The sequence below is a fragment of the Phocicoccus schoeneichii genome (assembly GCF_014635565.1).
GTDB lineage: Bacteria > Bacillota > Bacilli > Staphylococcales > Salinicoccaceae > Phocicoccus > Phocicoccus schoeneichii.
Genome location: NZ_BMDB01000001.1, coordinates 684,080 through 708,063, shown reverse-complemented (window position 1 = coordinate 708,063; position 23,984 = coordinate 684,080). Strand labels below are relative to the sequence as shown.

Annotated in this window: 17 protein-coding genes; 14 read left to right on the top strand and 3 right to left on the bottom strand. The window is 34.2% G+C overall.

The window, feature by feature from the left end; all coding sequences use genetic code 11:
* Positions 1 to 5: 5 nt before the first annotated feature.
* Genes IEU51_RS03650 through IEU51_RS03635 form a run of 4 tightly spaced genes read left to right on the top strand, consistent with a single transcriptional unit; the run spans position 6 to position 5,167 of the window.
* Complete coding sequence (locus tag IEU51_RS03650; protein ID WP_186085631.1) at positions 6 to 827, top strand: ABC transporter permease; 822 nt, start codon at positions 6 to 8, stop codon at positions 825 to 827.
* Positions 828 to 838: 11 nt separating this feature from the next.
* A complete protein-coding gene (gene tagH, locus IEU51_RS09405) occupies positions 839 to 2,170 on the top strand; it encodes a teichoic acids export ABC transporter ATP-binding subunit TagH (protein ID WP_186085634.1) in 1,332 nt (443 codons plus the stop codon).
* 14 nt (positions 2,171 to 2,184) lie between these two features.
* The gene (locus IEU51_RS03640) at positions 2,185 to 3,693 is read left to right on the top strand and encodes a glycosyltransferase (protein ID WP_188349269.1); all 1,509 of its coding nucleotides are present in this window, start codon (positions 2,185 to 2,187) and stop codon (positions 3,691 to 3,693) included.
* A gap of 1 nt (position 3,694) precedes the next feature.
* On the top strand, positions 3,695 to 5,167 hold the full coding sequence (locus IEU51_RS03635) for a glycosyltransferase (protein ID WP_186086656.1): 1,473 nt from the start codon (positions 3,695 to 3,697) through the stop codon (positions 5,165 to 5,167).
* A 31-nt stretch (positions 5,168 to 5,198) separates the two neighbouring features.
* On the opposite strand, the gene IEU51_RS03630 is transcribed toward IEU51_RS03635, so the two are convergent.
* On the bottom strand, positions 5,199 to 7,385 hold the full coding sequence (locus tag IEU51_RS03630; RefSeq protein ID WP_186086659.1) for a bifunctional glycosyltransferase family 2 protein/CDP-glycerol:glycerophosphate glycerophosphotransferase: 2,187 nt from the start codon (positions 7,383 to 7,385) through the stop codon (positions 5,199 to 5,201).
* Between the two features lie 179 nt (positions 7,386 to 7,564).
* On the opposite strand from IEU51_RS03630, the gene IEU51_RS03625 reads away from it, so the two are divergent.
* The 7 genes from IEU51_RS03625 (at position 7,565) to IEU51_RS03595 (ending at position 18,100) form a co-directional block, all read left to right on the top strand.
* Entirely contained in the window at positions 7,565 to 8,989 is a 1,425-nt protein-coding gene (locus IEU51_RS03625; protein WP_186086679.1) for a polysaccharide deacetylase family protein, read from the top strand.
* A gap of 60 nt (positions 8,990 to 9,049) precedes the next feature.
* On the top strand, positions 9,050 to 12,202 hold the full coding sequence (locus tag IEU51_RS03620; protein WP_186086683.1) for an efflux RND transporter permease subunit: 3,153 nt from the start codon (positions 9,050 to 9,052) through the stop codon (positions 12,200 to 12,202).
* Positions 12,203 to 12,298: 96 nt separating this feature from the next.
* Positions 12,299 to 14,077: an SLC13 family permease gene (locus IEU51_RS03615; protein ID WP_186086686.1), complete on the top strand. Its 1,779-nt coding sequence runs from the start codon at positions 12,299 to 12,301 to the stop codon at positions 14,075 to 14,077.
* Between the two features lie 59 nt (positions 14,078 to 14,136).
* Positions 14,137 to 14,649, top strand: a complete 513-nt coding sequence (locus IEU51_RS03610) for a type 1 glutamine amidotransferase domain-containing protein (RefSeq protein ID WP_186086689.1) — start codon at positions 14,137 to 14,139, stop codon at positions 14,647 to 14,649.
* 111 nt (positions 14,650 to 14,760) lie between these two features.
* The gene (locus IEU51_RS03605) at positions 14,761 to 15,711 is read left to right on the top strand and encodes an AAA family ATPase (RefSeq protein ID WP_186086692.1); all 951 of its coding nucleotides are present in this window, start codon (positions 14,761 to 14,763) and stop codon (positions 15,709 to 15,711) included.
* Positions 15,708 to 16,901 carry a DUF58 domain-containing protein gene (locus IEU51_RS03600; RefSeq protein WP_186086695.1) on the top strand — a complete coding sequence of 398 codons (1,194 nt, stop codon included), beginning with the start codon at positions 15,708 to 15,710 and terminating at the stop codon, positions 16,899 to 16,901. Before IEU51_RS03605 ends, IEU51_RS03600 begins: the two co-directional genes overlap by 4 nt.
* Positions 16,898 to 18,100 (top strand): hypothetical protein, encoded by a 1,203-nt coding sequence (locus IEU51_RS03595; RefSeq protein ID WP_186086698.1) that lies wholly within the window; start codon positions 16,898 to 16,900, stop codon positions 18,098 to 18,100. The genes IEU51_RS03600 and IEU51_RS03595 overlap by 4 nt, the downstream gene beginning before the upstream one ends.
* Before the next feature lie 546 nt (positions 18,101 to 18,646).
* Here the strand turns inward: IEU51_RS03595 and IEU51_RS03590 are convergent.
* Complete coding sequence (locus tag IEU51_RS03590; RefSeq protein WP_186086701.1) at positions 18,647 to 19,342, bottom strand: immunoglobulin-like domain-containing protein; 696 nt, start codon at positions 19,340 to 19,342, stop codon at positions 18,647 to 18,649.
* A 94-nt stretch (positions 19,343 to 19,436) separates the two neighbouring features.
* Positions 19,437 to 20,285, bottom strand: coding sequence for a bifunctional methylenetetrahydrofolate dehydrogenase/methenyltetrahydrofolate cyclohydrolase FolD (folD, locus tag IEU51_RS03585; RefSeq protein ID WP_186086703.1), 849 nt, complete (start codon positions 20,283 to 20,285; stop codon positions 19,437 to 19,439).
* Between the two features lie 155 nt (positions 20,286 to 20,440).
* Between folD and purD the strand changes: the two genes are divergently transcribed.
* The 3 genes from purD (at position 20,441) to IEU51_RS03570 (ending at position 23,960) form a co-directional block, all read left to right on the top strand.
* Positions 20,441 to 21,721: a phosphoribosylamine--glycine ligase gene (gene purD / locus IEU51_RS03580; RefSeq protein WP_186086706.1), complete on the top strand. Its 1,281-nt coding sequence runs from the start codon at positions 20,441 to 20,443 to the stop codon at positions 21,719 to 21,721.
* Positions 21,722 to 21,820: 99 nt separating this feature from the next.
* Positions 21,821 to 23,080: a lipoteichoic acid stability factor AuxA gene (gene auxA, locus IEU51_RS03575; protein WP_229713825.1), complete on the top strand. Its 1,260-nt coding sequence runs from the start codon at positions 21,821 to 21,823 to the stop codon at positions 23,078 to 23,080.
* Positions 23,061 to 23,960, top strand: a complete 900-nt coding sequence (locus IEU51_RS03570) for a formimidoylglutamase (protein WP_186086711.1) — start codon at positions 23,061 to 23,063, stop codon at positions 23,958 to 23,960. Before auxA ends, IEU51_RS03570 begins: the two co-directional genes overlap by 20 nt.
* Positions 23,961 to 23,984 lie beyond the last annotated feature (24 nt).

Below are 23,984 nucleotides of genomic sequence, written 5' to 3'. Positions count from 1 at the left end.
TATTAATGAAATCATTTTTTAAGTTAATTCAAGAACAGATTGATAACTTCTATCTTGTTCGTAGATTATCCATGTATGATCTTGTCAGTAGTAATAAAAATAACTATCTTGGTATATTATGGGAACTGTTAAACCCAATGACACAGATTGTTATTTACTGGTTTGTATTCGGTACATTAAGAAGCAGAGCACCAGTAGAAGTTGCAGGAGAAGAAATACCATTTATCATTTGGCTAATTGTCGGTTTTCTTGTATGGATATTCTTTTACCAAGCATCCATTGGAGCATCAAAGTCTATTTACTCAAGACTTAGAATGTTATCAAAAATGAACTTTCCACTTAGTGTAATTCCAAACGTAGTAATTTTCTCTAAGTTATACATTCATCTTGGAATGCTAGGTATTGCATTTATTATCTATCAATTTGCTGGATATTACGTATCGATTTATTTTGTTCAGATTATATACTTTATTTTCTGTCTATACGCATTTACATTTGCGTTTGGTCTTATTATGTCAACACTATCTACAATAGTAAGAGACGTGCATTTATTCTTAAACTCAACATTAAGAATGGGATTATACGTATCAGGAGTTTTATGGCCATTAAGTATATTAGCAGATTTCCCTAAAATTCATGCATTACTTAAATTTAACCCATTAATCTATGTGATTGACGGATATCGATATTCATTCTTAGGATCAGGTTGGTATATTGTTGAGCATTGGAAATATGGATTATACTTCTGGGCTGTCGTTTTAATTATGTTACTAATTGGTTCAGTTTTACACATGAAATTTAGACGTAATTTTATTGATTATTTATAGAGGTGGAGTTTATGAGTAAAGTAATTGAGGTAAAAAATGTCTCTAAACGATATAAGCTCTATCGAAATACAAAAGAACGATTATTGAGTATTTTTAATAGGGACAAATATGGTGAAGATTTTTACGCCCTAGATAATGTTAACTTTGAAGCGGTTGAAGGAGATGTGGTTGGTTTTATTGGAACAAACGGCTCTGGTAAATCAACGCTTTCAAACATAATTTCAGGTATTGTACCTGAAACTTCTGGTGAAGTTCATACGCGAGGTAGCGTCATGCTGATTGCTGTCGCAGCTGGTTTAAATAATGACTTAACTGGAAGAGAAAATATTGAGCTCAAATGTTTAATGCTTGGATTTAGCAAACAAGAAATAAAAGAACTAGAGCCTGAAATCATTGAATTTTCAGAGCTTGGTTCATTTATAGATCAGCCAGTTAAATCTTATTCTAGTGGTATGAAATCAAGACTCGGATTTGCAATTTCAGTCAGTGTAGATCCAGATATTTTAATTATTGACGAAGCTCTATCCGTAGGTGATAGAGCATTTGCTGATAAGAGCTTAAAGAAAATGAAAGAATTCAAAGAATTAGGTAAAACAATGATTTTCGTATCTCATTCCATAGGTCAAATGAAGATGTTTTGTGACAAGATTCTTTGGTTAGAATTTGGACGAGTAAAAGCTTACGGAGAAGTAAATGAAGTATTAGGTATGTATGAAGCATTTTTAAACAAATGGCAAAATATGTCTAAAAAAGAACGAGAAGATTATAAACAGCGCGTGCTTTCAGAACCAGCCAACAGCGAAGCTGTTAAAAACGATAATGAAGTACAAGTATATTCAGATGAGGCACTTCTACTCGAATCATCAGACGACTATACAACTGTACCTACAAGTCGTCTAGCACACATCAGAGGAGGACAATCCAAAGTTTATAAAGCGCCAAACAGTGAAGAATACATCCCTTCAGATGAATTTAAAAATCATGTGTATCATGTAACAAAAGAAGCGAACTTTAGATTCGATAAATACTTTTTACTTAGCACAGAAAAAAGTTCTGAAACAGGTACAATAGGCTGGATGAAAGAACAAGACGTTCAAAGTCATCTTTATGTTGAAGTAGACTCTGATGAAAAAGAGGGTATATTAAAAGGAATAGGTTCAGGTTCAAAAGAACCATGGGGCGGAAAGAAACAGTTAGCATATAAAGACTTAGCTGTATTTGAAGGACAAAAAATAAAAATTGTTAAAACAGTACTCATAGGTAAAAACATTTGGTATCAAGGAACAGTTGAAAAAGGAAAGTTATTCTGGCTACATGTAAATCAATTAGAAAATCTAATTTAAAGGATCGATTTATAATGATTAGAAATATAACAACTACTATACCAAAACAATTTGGCGGAAGAACAAGATTAATTCTAAGGCGAATTAAACTTATTCATGAAGCTATGAATATAAAACAAGACATATTAACTACGAATTATAACATCGACTACCCTGATATAATTTCAGATTTAAAAGAGAGTAACGAATTGCCTGAATCAATAGAACATATAAATATATATGATTACTACTCTGGAAGTAAATTATTCTGCAAATCTCCATCTTTTTTCTTCAAACTAAAATCAAAATTTGAAAAACATTCTCTAACGATTGATGGTTTAACAGATAAATTAGATGAAAAAAAACATTGTGTTAGATATTACAGAAATATTGATGAAAAACAGCTATATGTAAAATATAGGAAGTATGATTCAAAGTTTAATCGTATAATCTTTGAGGATGAATTTAGCGTTTTTACTAAAAAACGAATAAAACGAAAAGAGTATGATAAGAACGGTAGGATGCATAGGATAACTATATATAATCCAAATAATGATTTTAAATTATTGGATAGATTATATGACAATGAATCTAGATTATTTTGTGAACGTCGATATTATAAAAATAATAAAATTAGGGGCATAATTTTATACAAAAATGACAAAGTATTTAAATCTTTCAAAGGAGAAAAAGAATTTTTCATAGATTTCTTTAATAATGTATTTAATGATGGAGATATAGTATTTAATGATGCACGTCTTTTAGATCGTGCAAATTTCGTTCAGACTAAAGATACAAAAAATGTTATTGTTTACCATAGTACTGAACGTGATTTAAATGGAGAGTTAAAGGCTTCATACGCAACATCAACTAAAAACGAGTCTAATGTTTCAAAATACATTACATCAACTGAAATGCAAAAAGCCAGTTTAATAAATAATTATGAAATTCCTGAAGAAAAAGTGAATGTAATTTCTAGTTATATAGATCCTGTTTCACAAATTTCATACAGAGATAATAGTGACATTATCTACGTAGGTAGACTAGACGAAAATAAGCAAGTTATAGATATTATTGAAGCGTTTGATTCTATTAAAGACGAGATACCAGAAAATTGTGTCCTTAGAATTTACGGTGAAGGTCCTAATTTAGAGTCTTTGAAAAGTCAAATTAAGAATCTAAAGCTAGGAAAACGAGTTAAATTTATGGGATTTGCAAATAACTTAGATGAAGTTTATAAAACAGCAAAAGTATCAGTTTTGACTAGTAAGTTCGAAGGATTTGCTCTCTCGATTATGGAAAGTATTAACTATGGTTGTCCAGTAGTAGCATATGACATAGAGTATGGCCCGAATGAAATAATTACTCAACTTGAAACGGGAGTACTAATAGAAAAGCACAATGTAAAAATGTTGGCAGATACTATTAAAAAAATTATAAATGATGAGATTACTTTTGAAAATGTACAGACAGATGAAAAGTTTACAAAAGAAAGTATTCAAAATAGATTCATTTATCTTATTAATGAGTTAGGAGGCAATTAGTATGATTAAAACAATCACATCCACGTTACCTCTAATTCATGGTGGGCGCACACATGCGCTATTGAGAAGAATTAAATTTCTTGAGGAAGAACTAGGTATAAAAGATCAACAAATAATCACTACGAACTATAATGCAAATTATTATGAGGTTTATAGGAGCTATTTACAACAAAAAAAAATTTCTAAAAACATTGATATCATAAATATATATGATTATATTTGTCGTGGTATGTTACTTGACGAATCCCTGATGAAGAAAATAGAAACAGAAGTAGAAATAGAAGGGTATAGTAGTGAAATTGTGCCAAAAAGAAATGCGGTCAGATATTATTATGACGGTGAATACGTTCTTTTTAGAAAGTATTATGATAAAACGAGAATTATTCAATTTGAGGATATAATGACTCAATCGTGTAAACATAAAATACAAAGAAATGAATATAATTCATATGGCATGTTACATAGAATAATTCATTATTCAGTAGAAAAGAATGTTAAGATTCATGAAGAACTTTTCAATCTTAAAGGTCAAAAATATATGGAAAAGTTTTACAGTGACAAAATACCAAATCTAGTTATTGGTATACAAATATATGATACTAATAATCTATTATCACTATCATTTTCAAATGAAGATGAATTATTTGTTTGGTTCTTTAGTAAAATATTTAATGATGGAGATACTATATTTAACGATGCAAGGTTATTAGACTATGGGTTGCTAAATAATACTAAAGATACGAGAAATTTTATTGTCGTGCATTCTAATCATTTAAATAATGAAAACAAATTAAAAAAAAGCTATCAATATTCAATTAATAATCATGATAAGGTGAGTTCTTTTATAGTATTAACTCATAAACAAAAGGCCCATTTGCAGCAAGAATTTAATATTCAAAATAACAAAATTGAAGTTATACCTCATTTTATAAAATTTAAAAAAGTAGATAGAAATAATATAAAAAATCAATTTGTTTATATTGGCAGAATCGATGAAAATAAACAAGTAGATCACATTGTAGAAGCCTTTTCAAAATTTTGTAAAACTGAGGATCAAGTTAAACTCATCATATACGGTAACGGCACTAAAACATGCATTGAGAATTTAAAGAAATTGATAGAAAGTAAAAGGTTAGATAACAAAATAAGTTTAAAAGGATATTGTGCTAATCCTGAAACTAAATTTAATGAATCAATCGCTTCTTTTCTTACAAGTAAAACCGAAGGCTTTGGTTTGGTAGTTATGGAAAGTCTGAACGCTGGTTGTCCAGTAGTATCATATGATTTAAACTATGGACCATCAGATCTTATTAAAAATGGTAAAAATGGAATTTTAGTTGAGCAGAATAATATAAACGAACTGGCTAAAGCTATGAAACAAATAACACAAGAAAAATTTCGTCATGTAGAAAATCTGCCTGAATTTTCAATAGAAGTTGCACAAGAAAACTATAAGAATTTATTAGGTATGTAAAAAGCAAGAGCCAAAAATATTGGCTCTTGCTTTATTTTTTGCTATTTTGTATTTGTTTATGAATCATATCACCAATAATTTTAGAAGCTATACCGTGATCTACAGAACAAAATCTATCATAAAAATGATTTATTGGTTCTGTATAATCTTTTTCTACCTTAGACATATTTGAGAGTTGTTCAATCAAGTCATCAGATGTCTTAACAATAGGACCAGGTAAATCATTCATATAATCAAGGTAGAATCCGCGAAGTTCTCCTTCATATTTTTCCAAATCATAAGCATAAAAGAATTGAGGACGTTTAAGTATCCCGTAATCAAACATAACGCTTGAGTAATCAGTGATCAGGCAATCACTGATTAGATATAATTCAGATATATTATTATATGAAGATACATCTATAGCAAAGTCTTCAAATCCTTTAATATCTAATACGTTAGAGATTAGGTAATGCATACGTAATAAAATAACATACTCATCTCCTAGTTCTTCGTACATTTTCTCTAAGTTTATCTTTAACTCAAAATTATATTGTCCTTTTTTAATGTACTCATCATCTCTCCAAGTTGGTGCATAAAGTATGACCTTTTTATCTTTTGGTAAGTTAAGCTTTTCTCGGATTTGAGAAATATATTCTTTATCATTTGCACGATTAACCAATACATCATTTCTTGGATAGCCGATTTCTAAAATGTTTTCTTCTTTCATCCAAAATGCAGACTTAAAGATTTCTGTTGAATATCTGTTAGGAGAAATTAAAATATCCCATCGCTTTGTTTCGTTTCTAAAGTTTCTCTTATATCTTTGTGTGTTTGTACCTGGCATTTTAACATTATCCATGTCATTTCCAAGACGTTTTAATGGTGTACCATGCCACGTTTGGATATAAAGCTGATCGTTCTTTTTCTCAAGATGAAGTGGTGTTCTTGCATTTGTTACCCAGAAACCTGCTTTAGAATATGCTTCGTAGGATTGTTTCGAAAATCTTTTGATTTTTTCAGCATGCCCTGGAACTCGTGTAGATCCAGGTCGGCGAAGTATCCATTTATAGTTATACTCAGGATAAGTCTTCATCATATACTCATATACAGCTTTTGGACTATCACTATATGCTTGTCCAGCAAAGGATTCAAAGAGTATTGTTTCGGGATCGACTTTAGTATACCTATTTTTTAATTCATACCAAGAACGGTTTTTTGTTCTATGATTTGTTAAAACATGTTTTAAAAGTCTAGCCCTATATCTAAAGTCATTTATTTGAGAAGCAAGTTTATCTTTCTTAAACTTCATAGAAAACATTTCTAAATTAAAAAATGGTTTTTTCTTATCTATTAAGAATGTATCGATAAATGCTACAGCTTTATTTAGAGCTTCTTTATTATTTGCATGTCGTTCTGCAATTTGGGCATGGTGTGGATCAAATTCTATCTCTAATTTAGAAATTAAATCCATTCGTATAAATGATTTTATTTCTTCAGTATGTGCATGTTCATATGAATAAATTACACGATCAACATAATCCATAAATTCATCATCGAAGTCATTCTCCGCAAACTTTAAAACATCTAAAGTAGGGTAACCATCTTCTTTATAATAGAGTGGGAATCCATTGAAAAGTAGAATAGATGAATTTATTGAGGCTACTTCTAAGATCATTGCACAATAGGCATAAATATCGATGTTTGTATTTAATCTAATGTTACATTTGTTCAACAGGTCAGTTTTAAATAAAACACCAACTATACTGCTCTGCCTCAATAACTTAGCATTACTTAATTGCGAAGAGTCTTCTGTTTGTTTCAACTTGTCATAGTCTACATATTGCGGAATGGTAAATGTTTTTTGGAAAAGACTTGGTACAATCATGTCATATTCGCCTAAGAATTTTCTAAAGTGTGATGTAGAGTAACTTGGTAAAATATCTCCAGCATCTAAGAACATGAAATAATCTGATTCAATACCATCTATCACTTCATTCATTATTTCAAGTTTGTTGCTATTACCTAATGAAGGAATTATTTGATATTCAATATTTGTATCAGACATAGCTTCATGCAACAGTTCAATGTTGTCTTCAATATCGGGTGTTGTAACTACAATAAATTTAAAATCGTGATTACGTTGATTAATAATACTTTTTACCGTCTCTAATGAAAGTGCAATATTTTCGTTAGAGATTAGGATATAACTTAAGCTATTCATAGTTCTCTCCTTCATTATTACCTATATATATGTTAATTAAATTAACGGGTTTGGTCAATTTATTTCATTATCATATCTAGCCATTTAATTTCTATTAAGTATATTTCCGACACAAAATTTCCTCATTTTTGATTTTAATTTAACACTTCGCTATGTTACAATTCCATTACAATAGTTACGAGTTGGAGGCAACCATGAAAAAATACATATTTCTCTTCAGTATTATTCTTGCCGTTCTTACTTTAGCCGCATGTAATAATGAAGATCTTGCTAATAATATTAATAATGGGAAGTCTAATGATTCTATCCAGCATATGGATACGGAGTTCTCTGAATTTAAAATTGCCACGTATCAATCTAAAGAGAATCCTCTCATTGAAATTAAATATCCTGTTTTTAAAAATGATGATATCAATAATAAAATCATTAGATATCGTGATCACGATATCACTGAATTCATCAAAATGGTTAAAGATGATAATGAGAACAACTTATTAATCATCGACATTGATCCTAAACAGTTCAATGATGATGTCTATTTCTTCAACAAGACAAAGAAAGCGCGTATCTCTGATTCTGATATTTTTTCACAGCACAATATTTTTGCTGTAAATCTAAAAAGTGGTCAAGTGGGTAGTACGGAGTCATTTTTTAAGACAGATTCTAAGACACGTGAGTCTTTGTTTAAAATTTTAGATGAAGCCATCAGTGCTGATGGTTCTATTTTTCCTTATTATCAGCACCATAAACTTGAAGCGTATGTAAATAATATGACAAACGGCTTTCTGAATATCGAATTTGATGACGATTACGCAATTTTTCAATTTGATTCTGAGGAAATAGGACTGCCTGCAATGGGAACGCCTAAAGTAAAAGTATTAAAAAAAGACCTAATTCCTTTAATGGATGAAACGATCCAGCATTGTATCACTGGTCAGAAACCTAAGCCTGAAGAGACTGATTCTAAAGAAACAGAAGGGTCTAAGGATAATAAACAGGCAAAGGAGTATTTAACTATTCGTGAACTTGACCCAAACCAAAAAATGGTTGCTCTTACTTTTGACGATGGTCCTAAGTCTGATACGACAAATAAATTACTCGATAAACTTCAAGCTAAAAATGTGAAAGCGAGCTTCTTTATGCTTGGTTCTAGCATAGAAGCTTTCTCGGACACTGCTACACGCGTGGATAGAGAAGGACATGAGATTGGCAATCACTCATATTCACATCAGGATATGATGCAAGTGAGTTTTGATGAAATACGAGCAGAAATAAACGATACAAGTGCTTTAATTGAAATGTATACAAATCAGACACCGAAGTTCTTTAGACCGCCGTATGGTTCATTTAATGCCACGCTTGAAGCGAAGGTAAACATCGAAACATCTTATTGGTCTGTCGATACGAAAGACTGGCTTACTCACAACACAGATGCCATTCTGAAAGAAATTAAAGAAAATGTACAAGATGGTTCTGTGATTTTACTTCATGATATTCACATGGAAAGTGTGGATGCTATAGATGATGTTATTGATTACTTAACAAGTGAAGGATATCAGTTTGTGACTGTTTCCGAAATGTCCCATTACAAAGGGGAAAATACACTAAAAATGCGCTAGCTTCATAGCGTATTTATTTTGCGTAATATGTTATAATTTTTTAGGATTGGAGTGTAGGAAATGATAAAAAATATAATCAATTTTTCAATAAAGAATAAACTCGCAATTGTATTAATGACAATCATTGTTGCGGTTGCCGGTGCTTATTCTGCATTGAAAATGAACATGGAAATGTTACCGAACATTTCATCACCTGTTCTCACAGTGACGACGCCTTATCCTGGTGCGACTCCTGAGAACGTGCTTGAAAGTGTAACAGATCCAATTGAAAACCGTGTGGCGAGTATGGAAGGAGTAGAGGACGTTCAATCGCAATCTATGCAAAATGCGTCTGCTATTACGATTACATATGATTTCGGCACAGACATGGACAAAGCTGAAGAGGAAATAAAGGATGCCATCGAGTCACTTGACTTACCTAAAGAGGCAAGTGATACGACAATCAACCAGATTTCAATGTATGAGTTCCCGATTATCAGCTATAGCTTTACTGATAAAGACAACGACCTAGAAAAGCTAACAAAAGATATCGAAGAGAACTTACTGCCTAAAATTGAAGGTGTGGATGGCGTTTCAAGTGCAACTTTTGCTGGTCAAATGTTGACAGAAATTACGCTTAATTTCGATGAAAAAGCACTCGAAGAAAATGGCCTAACTGAACAAGATGTACTTCAATACATCAAAGCTTCAGCAAGTGATTTCCCACTTGGGCTATACACATTTGAAAATGACTTAAAGTCAATTGTAGTTGATGGACAGTTCACTTCTATTGAAGCATTAAAAGATTTAGAAGTTCCTGCTGGACAAAAAGAGGGTGCTGATGCGCCTGAACTTTCAGATGCTGAAAAAGCACAAATGTCTCCTGAGCAACTTGAAAAGATGCAAAAAGAGATGGAAGAGAAGATGAAAGAAGCTGATATTCCAACAGTGAAATTAGGAGATATCGCTTCGATTGAAAATACACAAGAGCGTGAGTCTATTTCTAAGACTAACGGAAAAGATTCTCTTTCAATTCAAATTGTAAAAACAACAACTTCAAACACGGTATCTGTTGTAGATGGTGTTAAAGAAGTTATAGATGATTATGTAAAAGAGAACAGCAACACTGAAGCGGTTCTTATGATGGACCAAGCGAAACCCATCGTTGATTCAATTAAAACAATGGTTGAGAAAGCTTTAATTGGTGCGTTATTCGCAATCATCATGATTCTTTTATTCTTAAGAAATATCCGTTCCACATTAATTGCGGTTGTTTCAATTCCAATGTCTATTCTTATGGCATTCTTAGTGCTGAAACAGTTTGATATTACAATTAACATTATGACACTCGGTGCAATGACAGTAGCGATTGGACGTGTTATTGACGACTCCATCGTTGTAATAGAAAACGTCTATAGAAGAATGAAGTTAGATGACGAGCCATTAAAAGGCCGTGCTTTAATCGCGGATGCAACAAAAGAGATGTTTATTCCAATCATGTCTTCAACTGTTGTTACGATTGCAGTATTCTTCCCACTTGCGATGGTAACAGGTGAAGTCGGAGAAATCTTTAGACCGTTTGCATATACAGTAGTATTTGCACTCGTTGCATCGCTCATTATTGCGATTACTATTGTGCCTATGCTCGCACATGTATTCTTTAGAAAAGGTGTAAAGAACTCTAAGAGTAAAGAAGGAAAACAAGGGGTCATTCAGCGCGTGTACCATAGTGTGCTTGAATGGTCTTTATCTCATAAATGGATAGTGAGTATTGTAGCAATAGCAATCTTTATTGGGTCACTTATGCTTACACCACTCGTAGGGACATCATTCATATCAACAGGTGATGATAAATTCCTAGCACTGACGTATAAACCAAGCCCTGGTGAAACGGAAAGTGAAGTAGTGAAAAAAGCTGAAAAAGTAGAAGATATTTTAAATGAGAATAAAGATGTATTAAATATCCAATACTCAGTAGGTGGGGAAAACCCAATGAGTCCCGGTTCTACGACTGATACGGCGATGTTTGTTGAGTATGATAAAGACACTGAAAACTGGGATACTGAAGCTGAGAGAGTATTAGATAAGATTGATGAGTTGAAACATGAGGGTACATGGAAGAACTTAGACGTCGCAACAGGAGGATCTTCAAACTCAGTTTCTATAACTGTAACAGGACCTTCTATTGAAGCTATGAGAGACACTGTAAAAGAAGTTGAAGATGTTTTAAATAATCAAGACACACTGACAAACGTGTCTTCATCAATTAGTGACTCTTATGAAGAGTACCAACTTGTAGTGGATCATAAAAAAGCTGCCAAACTTGGACTTTCTGCAGGACAAGTCGCACAAGAGTTAAACCAATATGATCCGAAAGAAACAGTTGCTACTGTCGCATTAGATGGTGTGGAAACAGATGTTATCTTAGTGCATGATAAGAAAGAGTCATGGACTGAAAAAGAACTTGAAGATACGAAATTCACGACACCACTTGGTAAAGAAGTAAAACTCTCTGAGTTTGTGACAATTGAAAAAGGGACATCATCCGACACGATTACACGTAAGAATGGAGATATCTCTACAACTGTAGATGCGAAAATCAACGCAAAAGATATCGGTACGACAACAGAAGAGGTTCAAGCAGAGATTGACAAAATTGAAACACCAAATAATGTTTCAATTAAAGTCGGAGGAACGACTGAGGATATTGAAGACAGCTTTAAACAGTTAGGAATGGCAATGCTCGCAGCTATTGCGATTGTGTACTTAATCTTAGTACTTACATTCCATGGTGGTATTGCACCGTTCTCAATTCTCTTCTCGTTACCATTTACAATTACAGGTGTCATTTTAGCACTCCTAATTTCTGGTGAAACACTCTCTGTACCATCGATGATTGGACTCTTAATGTTGATCGGTATCGTTGTAACGAACGCGATTGTATTAATTGACCGAGTCATCCGAATGGAAGAGTCAGGTTTACCTACTAGAGAAGCACTCCTTGAAGCAGCCACAACACGTGTGCGTCCAATTCTGATGACGGCACTCGCAACAATTGGTGCACTTGTACCTCTAGTATTCGGTGGAGATAGTTCTGTGTTAATCTCTAAAGCTTTAGGTGTAACAGTTATTGGTGGTCTATTGTCTTCGACGCTACTCACACTAATTGTAGTACCTGTTGTTTATGAGATGTTAATGAACTTAAAACATAAATTTGTAAAATCAGAAGAATAAAAATTTAACCACTAAGTCACAAAATGTGATTTAGTGGTTTCTTTTTTTGCCTAAAACATGCATTATAGATTTAATAATACCCTTGAGGTGATGACAATGACCGTTGAAATGATTTTTGTTTCTATATTAATACTTGCTATGCTGACTTTACTTTTATTTGAAGTCATTAGAGCAGACTTTGTTGTGTTTTTATTCTTAGTTATATTTCTGATGACTGGCATCATTTCTACCAATGATGCATTAGCTGGATTCTCTAATGAAGGGGTAATGACCATCGTCGTTCTCTTTATCGTTGCAAGTGCAATACAAAAACATGGTGTAATCGAGAACTTAATATATAAAATGCTCGGTAAAAATAAAAGTGCACGCACAGCGATGATTAAATTTACTGCGCCGGTAGGAATCGCATCTGGGTTTCTAAACAACACTCCGATAGTGGTTACTTTAACGCCTATTATCAAGAACTGGGCGATCAAGAATGGATTTAGTCCTTCAAAGCTCTTAATTCCACTTTCATATGTCACAATCATGGGTGGAACACTGACTTTAATTGGTACAAGTACGAACTTAATTGTACACGGACTATTACTTGGGGAAGGGTTAGAAGGATTTAAATTCTTCGAATTCTCTGTAGTTGGTGTTGCGATTCTTTCTGTCGGTTTAATTTATCTTGCAACGATTGGGTATAAACTGTTACCTGATACATTAGGTGCCATGGAACAAATCGATTCAGAGACAAAAGAGTTTTTAGCTGAAGCTTATATTTTAACTGACTTTGAACAAGTAAATCAGTCTGTAATTGATGTTACAAATGATACATTAAAAGGGATATACATAGTCGATATATTTAGAGATGAAAAACGACTACCAGAAGTCACAGCATTCACACGATTACGTGCAGGTGACAGAATTGTGTTCTCAGCGACGCTTGATACAATTGGAATTGTTAAACAAGTGAAAGGACTATCGATTCGTACGGGTAGTGAATTAACGCTAGATGATCTGCAAAACAAAAACACAGTGCTCGTTGAAGCGGTCGTTTCACATAACTCATCTCTTTTAAATAGAACGTTAAAAACATCAAACTTTAAATCGCGATTCAACGCAGGAGTAATTGCGATTCACAGAAATAACAAGCGAATTAACTCAAAAGTGGGAGAGATTGTCTTAAAAGCAGGGGATACGTTACTGCTTCTTGCTCATAATGATTTTATCGATAAAAACAAGTTCACTGATGACTTCTACGTTGTTACAGCAGTGAAAACTCCAGAAGAATTTTTGCAGAACCAGAAGCAAGGTTGGTTTGTTATTGGACTTATGGGGATAATGATTGGTCTTGTGACATTCGGTGTACTTTCTATGTTTAAAGCGATGTTACTACTCGTTATTATTTTATTCGTATTTAAGTTAATTTCTATCCATGATGTTACGGGTGCAATACAGTTTGACGTGATACTCTTAATTGCCAGTGCGTTTGGTGTAGGTAAGGCGATAACAAACTCTGGACTGGCAGACTTTTTAGCGATACATCTCGTAGACATCGTTAAGCCATTGGGGATACTCGGATTATTGTTTGTTATTTATATTATAACGAATATCTTTACAGAACTTATTACAAACTCCGCAGCAGCCGTCCTCATGTTCCCAATTGCCCTTGAAATGGCCGAGCTCATGAATGCAAATTACCTAGGATTTATTATTACTGTAACAATTGCTGCATCATCCAGCTTTATGACACCAATTGGTTATCAGACAAACCTAATCGTTTATGGGCCTGGAGGATATAAATTCAGTGATTATATTAAGGTCGGAGCACCACTTTCAGTTATTGTAATGAGTATAAGCGTAAGTCTGATTTATTTATTGTGGTTTTAATGTTTAATATTTCTAAAAGGTGGCAATATATAACTATATACTTTTAGGAGGCATTCACATTGAATAAAAAAGTAGCAGTATTAATGACAGATATGGTAGAAGATATCGAATATACAAGCCCGAAAGAAGCAATTGAAGCTGCGGGTTATGAAACAGTGATTGTTTCTCCAAATGGTGGGACTGTAAAAGGTAAAAATGGTGGAGAATTCGAATCTGATGTTAAGGTGAGTGACGCGAATCCAGAAGATTACGTCGGAATATTAGTTCCTGGTGGCTTTTCTCCAGACGGATTACGTGGAGACAAAGATGATCTACCAGCAAAATTTGCAACTCATTTCTTAGAAAATGATAAACCAGTATTCTCAATTTGCCACGGACCACAATTACTTGTAGATACAGGTAAATTAAAAGGACGTACGATGACTGCAGTTAAAAACGTTAAAAATGACGTTATTAACGCAGGTGCAGAATTCAAAGATGAATCTGTAGTTGTCGATAAAAACTTAGTTTCATCAAGAACACCAGATGACCTTGATGACTTTAATAGAGAAATTAAAAAGCAATTAAAATAATTGTTGTTTATAGGTCTTCTAGCCTCATTCGGTTAGAAGGCTTTTTTATTTTCATTGTGACATATTTTTATTATTGCTATAATTTTATTAAGTGTTGAAAGGGGATACATAATGAATATTACGGATAAGTTAGACGAGTTTCATAATGAAATTAGCAAGGTGTTTATTTCTGACAGAAAAACAATAGACCTCATTTTTATCTCTCTCTTAAGAGAAGGACATATCCTCTTTGAAAGTGTGCCAGGTACTGGGAAGACAGTGCTCTCAAAAGCGATTGCGCGAGCGATTGGTGGAGATTTTAAACGAATACAGTTTACTCCAGACGTCTTACCAACGGATATTACTGGTATGAATATGTACAACATGAAAGACGAAGTGTTTGAGTTAAAGTTAGGTCCAGTGGATACGAATGTACTACTTGCAGATGAAATCAACCGTGCAACACCAAGAACACAATCCGCATTACTTGAGGTCATGGAAGAGAGACAAGTAACGATTGATGGTGAACGTATTGAATTGAAACGTCCATTTATTGTACTCGCGACACAGAACCCGATTGAATCGTCACAAGGGACTTTTGATTTACCTGAAGCACAGCTCGATAGATTTTTAATGAAGATTGATTTAGAGTATCCGAGTCGTGAGAGTGAACTTCTAATGATGGATCAACACATGGTGCAATCGAAGTTAGATGAAATTACACCAGTCTTCACACTTGAAGAAATCATCTCACTTCAAAATGAAGTATATCAGGTAGAGGTTAATGAAACGGTTAAAAATTATATTTTAGACATTGTTGAAGAGACGAGAAATCATCCTTATGTAGATCTTGGGGTGAGTCCTCGTGGTACTTTACACATTATGAATACAGCACGTTCAGTAGCGTTTATAAACGGACGAAATTATGTCACACCTCAAGACGTAAAAGAAATTATTTTACCGGTAATTAGTCATAGGATCATGCTGTCGATTGAAGGTATGACAGTAGATTCGCCTAAGAGCGTTGCTGAGACAATCGTGAGAGGTGTAGAAGTACCAGTCGAAACTGGAGTCGAACGATGAAGTTCAAAGCACATTATTTACCATCGTGGTTAAATACAATGCTTTACGGTGTATTTCTCACTTATTTAGTGTGGGCGGCTTTTTATCCAGCAGATTATTCACGTATATTTTTCTATATTTTAGGAATCATTGGTGCAATTTTGCTTCTTTCTGATTTATATGCGGCGCTATCTCACAAGAAACTAGAAGTTGAATTTGTAGAGAAGTCGGACCGTAAATATAAGGGCGAAGAAGGAATCATGACTTTCAAAATCACGCAACATGGTCTCTTCCCAATTGTTGGTGCGAGTTTAGATATTAATGCAGGTGATTACATTATTTTTGAGGGAGATAAAAAGAAGCGCTCTGTATCGAGAACGCATAAACGTCTTTCTTTTAGTGTTATGCCTAAGAAGAGTATTTATATTTCAGCGAAATACACAGCAATTGAACGAGGCGTTTCAAAAGTGTTTGGGAGCACTTTATCTTATCCTAACCTGTTTGGATTTAATAACATTGTACTCGAACAAAAATCGAGTAATACAACGGAGGTTATTGTCTATCCAGAGATTAAAGTTTCGAAATTTAAGCCGTTTAGACTACGAAATATCGATGGTAATTATCGCAAACAAAACGCATTGTTCCAAGATAAAATGTTAAAAGTTGGATCGAGAGAATACATGCCGACTGATCAATTGAGAGATATTCATTGGAAACAGACGGCGCGCACTAGTACGCTCAGAACAAATGTATATGAACAAGTGACAGATTTAGAAGTCTTGATTTTGGTGAATTTACGATCGGATAAATCGTATGTTGCTGTTGAGTATATCGAAGAGATTTATGAAAAGGTCGCTTATATTTCGTACCAATTGACGCATGATAATATCCCATATCAACTAATTTCTAATGTAAGACATATTCATATCAATGATTATTTACACGTGCCTCTCGGGAGTGGCGCGACTCATTATAAGCGTACGTTAGAATTTTTAGCACGATTGAAATCTATTGATTTTACTGTACCGTTTGAACATCTTATACGACGAGTGCCAAATTTAAATCATGTGCCGAGCCACGTAATTTTTACGGGACCGACTGATGAGACGATAGAAGAAGCACTGTTAGAGCTCAAGAAGAAACATATTAATATCTATCAGTTAGATAAAGAGTCTCTCGTTCTATTTGGACCTTCAGGAGGTGCAAGATGATCCGTTTATTTAAAGAACTTTTTCCAAAATATGTGATTGAAATGATGACAGTGATTATCATTCTTGCACAAATGAACGCTGTCTTTAACGAAGCACCTCATTTATTTTTGAATAGTATTGTTCTTGTGTTCGTATTTTTTATTGGCGCAGTGATTACAGGTAAAGCGAGATCGTACATTCTTTATTTTCTAATACCAGTATTTTTTGTATTGTTTTTGATTGTTGGTAACCATCTACTTGTCGCTATTTTGTATAGTGTATTATCAGTTTTTCGTTTTGACAGACTCTATATGGATCGTACGACAGATAGACAACAAGAAGCAATTGGTATATCACTGATTGTCGTGATTTTATCTCAATTTATTCGAACGGGAATATTGAGTGCAGATAACTATTATTTTTACGCTTGGATGTTTATTGCTCAACTGATTCTTTATTTTATGTTAAAAATTGTGGAGCAAATGACAGATAGCACCGTTAAGTTTTCGGATTATCTGAAGACGATTATCCCGGTAGGTTTAATTCTAATTATTGGCGGTGGTGTCGTAGCCGTTCTAGTTAAAGGAATCACTGGACTATTGAAACTTGCACTCATTGGTGTCTTGAACGGTATTTTTTTCTTGATGAAACCACTCTTCTTGTGGATGGAAAACTTAGATTTTGTAACTCCTGAGATTTCTGAAGAAGAGCGCACAGAGGAAGGACTTGATGAGACTGTACTTGATTTAATTAATATGAAAGAGCAAAAGAGTCTTATGGAGAATCTACCACTGGATATGATCGTGATTGGTTTTATCGTAGTTGCGGTTATTATAACTGTTATTATTTTAGTGATGAGAAGTAAAAATGAAGAAGTATACGATAAAGATAAGCCTGAGGTAAAGGTTGTTCCTGCAATTACAGATAAACTGAGACAACGTATTAGATTAGTAAAACCAGATGATCCAATTCGAGAGGTGTACTTTGACTTTGAGCGATGGACGAAAAAGATGGGGGTCGGTCGTTTTTCTGATGAAACGATTGAAGAATGGATTGAGCGAGAAGGCTTTACTGACATCTTTAGCGCTGAAGAACTCGAAATCTATAGCAAGGTGCGCTACGGATCACACTCTTACACGGATGTTTCAGCGTTCAAAGCGCACATCAATACAGTAAAAGATAAAATTAAAGAAAAGTTAAGAGAGGAAAAAGAAGAATAGGGCGTAATTAAGTCGTAGTTTCTTGTTAATCAAGATTCCACGACTCGAATAGAGCGTAATTAAGTCGTGGTTTATTGTTAATTGAAATTCCACGACTCGAATAGAACGTAATCAAGTCGTGGTTTGTTGTTAATCGAAATTCCACGACTCGTTTAGAGCGTAATCAAGTCGTAGTTTCATCTGAATCAAAATTCCACGACTCGTTTAGAACGTAATCAAGTCGTGGTTTGTTGTTAATCAAAATTTCACGACTCGAATAGAGCGTAATCAAGTCGTAGTTTCTTGTTAATCAAGATTCCACGACTGGAATAGAGCGTAATCAAGTCGTGGTTTCATCTGAATCAAAATTTCACGACTCGTTTAGAACGTAATCAAGTCGTGATTCAACGTAAACGACAAATACACGATTCAATTATCGTACAATACAAAAAATCTCCGAACTTCATTCAAGAAGCTCGGAGATTTCCTATTTATTCTTATTTCGTACAGACCATGTTGAAAAGATTGCGAGTGCGACAAGTGCAATGAGTGCAATTATGTAACCCATTATTTCACTGTTACCTTTCTCGCAGCAGCATTTGCTTTTCCGAAGCGATCAATCACTGTATAAGCAATATAGTATTCACCAGATTTAGAAGTATCCACTTCGTCTCCTTGGACTACCGCATCATTCGTGATGTCATGTCCATCTGTATCGTAGATTTTTACACCCTTTTTCGGATCAAAATCTGTTCCAGCTGAAATCTCTACATCATCAATATTTGTGAATGTTACGCGTGTATTCTTATTATTCTGAGCGGATTCAGATTTTTTCGGAGTAGGCTTGATTTCATCCGTCGGATTTTCAGAAACGTGCACAATTCTAGTGATTTCATACCAACCACCAGTACTATTTGTTACTTTGTACTTCACGTAGTAGTCACCAATTTTTGACGTATCTACTTCTCCACTCGTCGTAATATTAGAAGTCACATCACCATCACGCTTATCTACAGCGTACACGCCAGCTAATGGGTCAAAAGAATCACCAACTTGCACATTAAATTCATCCACGTTAAAAAGGTTCGGATAGCTTGTTGTTACTTTCTTTTGAATATCTTCTATTGTTTCAGCAGATTCATTTTTACTTGTCTCTTCTTTAGATGTTTCAGTTTGATTCGGTTCATAATCTGCCACGTATTCGCCAACCACTGGTGCAGTCGGAAGTAGGGCAATCAACATTTTTATAATTGTAGAATTCATAAAGAACACCTCTAACTTCAATCGTTACTCCTATTTTACAAGATAAAGACAAAATAAAAAAGCTGAACATAGAAATGTTCAGCTAAATATAGTATTACAGATTATTTTGGCGTTTTGCTGCAAGCAATGTGTTGTTTAATACCATAGTGATTGTAAGTGGACCAACTCCGCCTGGAACTGGTGTGATGTAGCTTGCTTTTTCAGAAGCACTTTCGTAATCTACGTCACCAACGAGTTTACCGTCAACTACAGTGTTACCAACGTCGATTACAATTGCACCTTCTTTAATGTCTGCACCAGTGAGTAATCCTGGTTTACCAACCGCAGATACAACTACGTCGAAGTCTTTGATTTTTGAAACCATGTCTTTAGTTCTTGAGTGCATTAAAGTAACAGTTGCGTTTTGGTCAGTCAGTAATTTTGCTACTGGTTGTCCAACGATATGGGAACGACCGATTACTGCAACATCTTTACCTTCTAAAGAACCCGTGTGTTTTAATAATTCCATAATCCCAAGTGGTGTACATGGTACGAATGTTTCTTGACCTGTGTAGAGTTTACCGATGTTAACTGGGTTAAATCCGTCAACATCTTTTTCAGGTGTGATTGCATCGAGTACCTTGTTTTCATCTACTTGTTTAGGAAGTGGAACTTGGACAAGTATTCCGTGAACGTTCTTGTCTTGGTTTAATGATTCAACAGTTTTAAGTACTTCTTCTTCTGTTGCATCTTCTTCTAAGTGAACAATGCCCGACTCCATACCAATGTTTTCTGCAGCTTTGTTTTTAGATTTAACGTAGCTAAGTGAAGCACCATCATTACCTACGATTACTACCGTTAAGTTAGGAGTCACCCCTTTTTCTTTTAATTCACTTACTTGTCGTTCGAGATCCGCACGGTAATCTTTTGCGATTTCTCTACCATTAAGAATTTCTGCTGTCATTTAAATCCCCCTAGACTTTGTGTTACCTTTATTATTTCAAATTACGTCTATAATTGCTAGTATCAATATTACAAAAGTGTTACTTTTTGATTCCAAATTGAAAGCGTTTTTAGTACAATGGATTTACAGAACAATTCCGTAAAGGGTGTTTTATAATGAATGTTGCAGTAATAGGTAGTGGAGGAAGAGAGCACGCAATTGTTAAAATGCTTTCTGAATCTAAGAATGTAGATGAAATCTACGCAATCCCTGGTAACGCAGGCATGAACGACCTTTGTGAAGTGATGTATCGAGTGCAAGAAGATGACTTTCATGCAATCGCAGGGATTTGTATTGAACGACAAGTGGATTGGGTGATTATAGGTCCACCGGAACCTCTAGAAAAAGGACTTGCCGATTATTTAATTGACGAGTACGGGTTAACAGTTTTTGGGCCGCGCAAAAAAGAAGCTCAAATGGAGACTTCTAAAGTATTTACGAAAGAACTTTTAAGGAAATACAATATACCAACAGCAAATTTTGAAATCTTTAGAACTTACAGTGAAGCAGAAATCTATTTAATGGAAACAAATTTCCCGAAAGTCATCAAACAAGACGGACTCGGAAGTGTCACAGGTGTTGGTGTAGAAGTAGTAAACTCGTTAGATGAAGCGATGGAAGCATTGAAGAATCTCGCAATCGTCACGCAAGATGATAGCATTGAACCACTCATTATCGAGGAGTACATGGACGGAGAAGAGTTTTCGCTCATGGTATTAGTCAACGGTGATACATACCATGCATTTGAAACAATTGCTCAAGACCATAAGAGTGCTTACGCTAAAGGTATTGGCCCAAACACAAACGGTATGGGTGCATATGCACCAGTGACACACATCACTGAAGATATTCGCGAGGAAGCCATAAACCAATTAATTGAACCAACAATCAATGCGATGGTAGAGGAAGACCTCGACTATTTTGGAGTCCTCTACTTAGGTGCGATGCACACAAGTGAAGGCGTTAAGGTCGTCGAATATAACTCAAGATTCGGTGATCCGGAAGCGCAAGTATTAATGGGCTTACTAGAAAATGATTTCCTAGAGATGTTAAACAAACTTAAAAATAAAGAGCCTTTTGAAATGAAATGGAAAGATGGATTCTTAGCAGGGATTGTCCTTGCAACAAAAAACTATCCAATGAAAGTAGATCAAGGACTGCCACTCTATATTCCAGAAGAATTGATGGACGAAATATTTATTAGTGGAGTCTCGCAGACCGAAGAGGGAGATTACATTTCATCTGACGGACGTGTCTTAATGGTCACAGGATTTGCTAAGACGATCGATGAAGCGGTCAAGAAGGCATATGATAATATGGACCAGCTTTCTTATAATCCAGAGAATTTTTATTACAGAAAGGATATTGCTCATAGAGCACTAGGAACTCCTGTTTAAACAGATGCATAAATTGCATCTGTTTTTTTCTTATCAGATGAATTATGAAGGTCACTCTTATATAATATGTATAGTTGAGGTGACATCATGTTAAAAAAGTTGAAGTTTAATACAGAGATTATTGCGAGTTATTTACTCGGAGTATTCTTTATGATTCAAGGTTTGTTTCTGATAATCAATGCAGGACGAATCAGTAGTCAAAATGAAAGTATTGAAATCGATAAAATTAAAAATATCATAGATTTAATTAATGTATTCTTTATAGAACTGACTAATATATTAGAACCGATTTTAGGTTCTCATTTTTTAATTCCAGTCGTTGTTGGAGTATTATTCATACTGCTTGGTGCTTGGATGTTTAAAGCAGCACGTGTTATGAAGATAACGACACGATATGATCGTAGATTTATTATATTCTTCTTTTCGTTAACTGGAGTCATGTTTATTTGGACAACGGTTCTCATGTTCCAAGTTTATGGATATACAAGTATTTTATTCTTAATTGCCTTTATTATTCATTTACTTTATAACATTTTTAATGAATATTTAGATCATAGATTTAGAAAAGAACAATATCTCATCATCATGTTTTTCTATATGATTGCGTACTTTTTTACACAAAATGCTGTATATAGTGATATTGGACGTGGCATCACGCCAACAGACGTCTTATCAATCAATATGTATTTCTCGATCACTTGGATGTTGGCGCTACTCTCACTTTCGGTGGGCGTGTTTTTATCTAAAGCAGAGAATATATTGAAGAAACCTGTTTCTGAAATGAATGAACAAGAATATTCGAGAGTAAAAGAACTGAGACGTGCAAGAAAAATCAATGTTGACGTGAACAAGTACTTTGATTTTACGAAATATTTATATCAATTCAGAAAACGTGTTGTAGATAAGTTATTTACGTTCTTCGAAATCACACCTAAACACTGGTTCAGAATCAATTACGTGGAACTTACTTTAGGACTTGTTATGTTACTCATGATTTTCTTAGAGTTCAATAACCGAAACGGTGTCGTGTTTGAAGGATTATTTAAAATCTCAAACGTACAATATATCTATGAATGGGTAAACTTAGCGATCACATTTATTTTAGCGTTCTTGTATATGTACTTTACAATAATGAATACGTTAAAAAATAAGTATTATCACAGACAAATGATTATCATTGTCGCATTATTTATTAAATTTAGTACGAGTCTATTTATTACAATCTTTAGAGCGGTTGAGTTGTCTATATTTATCTTACCACTCAACATTTTCTTAGTAGTGTTGACTCTACCACTCATGTTAATCAGTATCTTTAAATCATTTAATGGGAGTGAGAACAATGACTCTAAAAAAGCATAGCTACTTTGGACGTACGGATGACCCAGCCATTAAAGAAAGATTTCATCAAGTTGTAAAAGATTATAACGATGAAAGTCAAAGTGACGTGATTTTAGGCTTTATGTCTGATGAAGGCGTTAGACGCAATAAGGGGAGAGTTGGTGCGTCTCTAGCCCCAGAAAAGATTCGTGAAAAACTCGCTTCTCTTCCCTTTACAAGTGAGATTTTTGATAGAGGATCAGTTGTAGGTACTGAAAACCTTGAGGCATCACAACATGAATTAGGCAATGAAGTCAGCACTCTTTTAAAGAAAAATAGTTTTGTTTTATTATTCGGTGGTGGACATGAAACGCTTTATGGGCATTATTTAGGTGTAAGAGATGCATTTAAAGATGAAAAATTATGTGTACTAAATATTGATGCACATTTTGATTTGAGAAATGAGTCGCCGTCTAGTGGTACGATGTTCCATCAAATTTTATCTACTGATAAAAACATAGATTATCATGTCCTTGGTATTCAACCATTAGGGAATACTGAAACACTGTTTAAAACAGCAGAACACTTTGGTGTTGAGTACAACACCATTGATGAGTTTAGAGAAGATAAAGAGTTACTCATGGCTTTATCAGAAAAACTTGGAAATTACGACAAGGTGTTTATGACACTATGTATGGATTCGGTGAAAGCGAGTGACGCACCTGGTGTGTCAGCACCAAGTCCAAATGGATTCACAAGTTTAGAGATAAAAACAATCTTAGAACATGTTGCTACACTCGAAAACTTAGTGTCATTCGACATTTCAGAAGTATCACCAGAACTTGACAGAGACGATATGACGAGTGCACTTGCTGCATTTTTAGCAGTAACATTTTTAAACGCTAAGAATAATAAGTCTTAATATTGGGTATAGAGTGTTAAATAA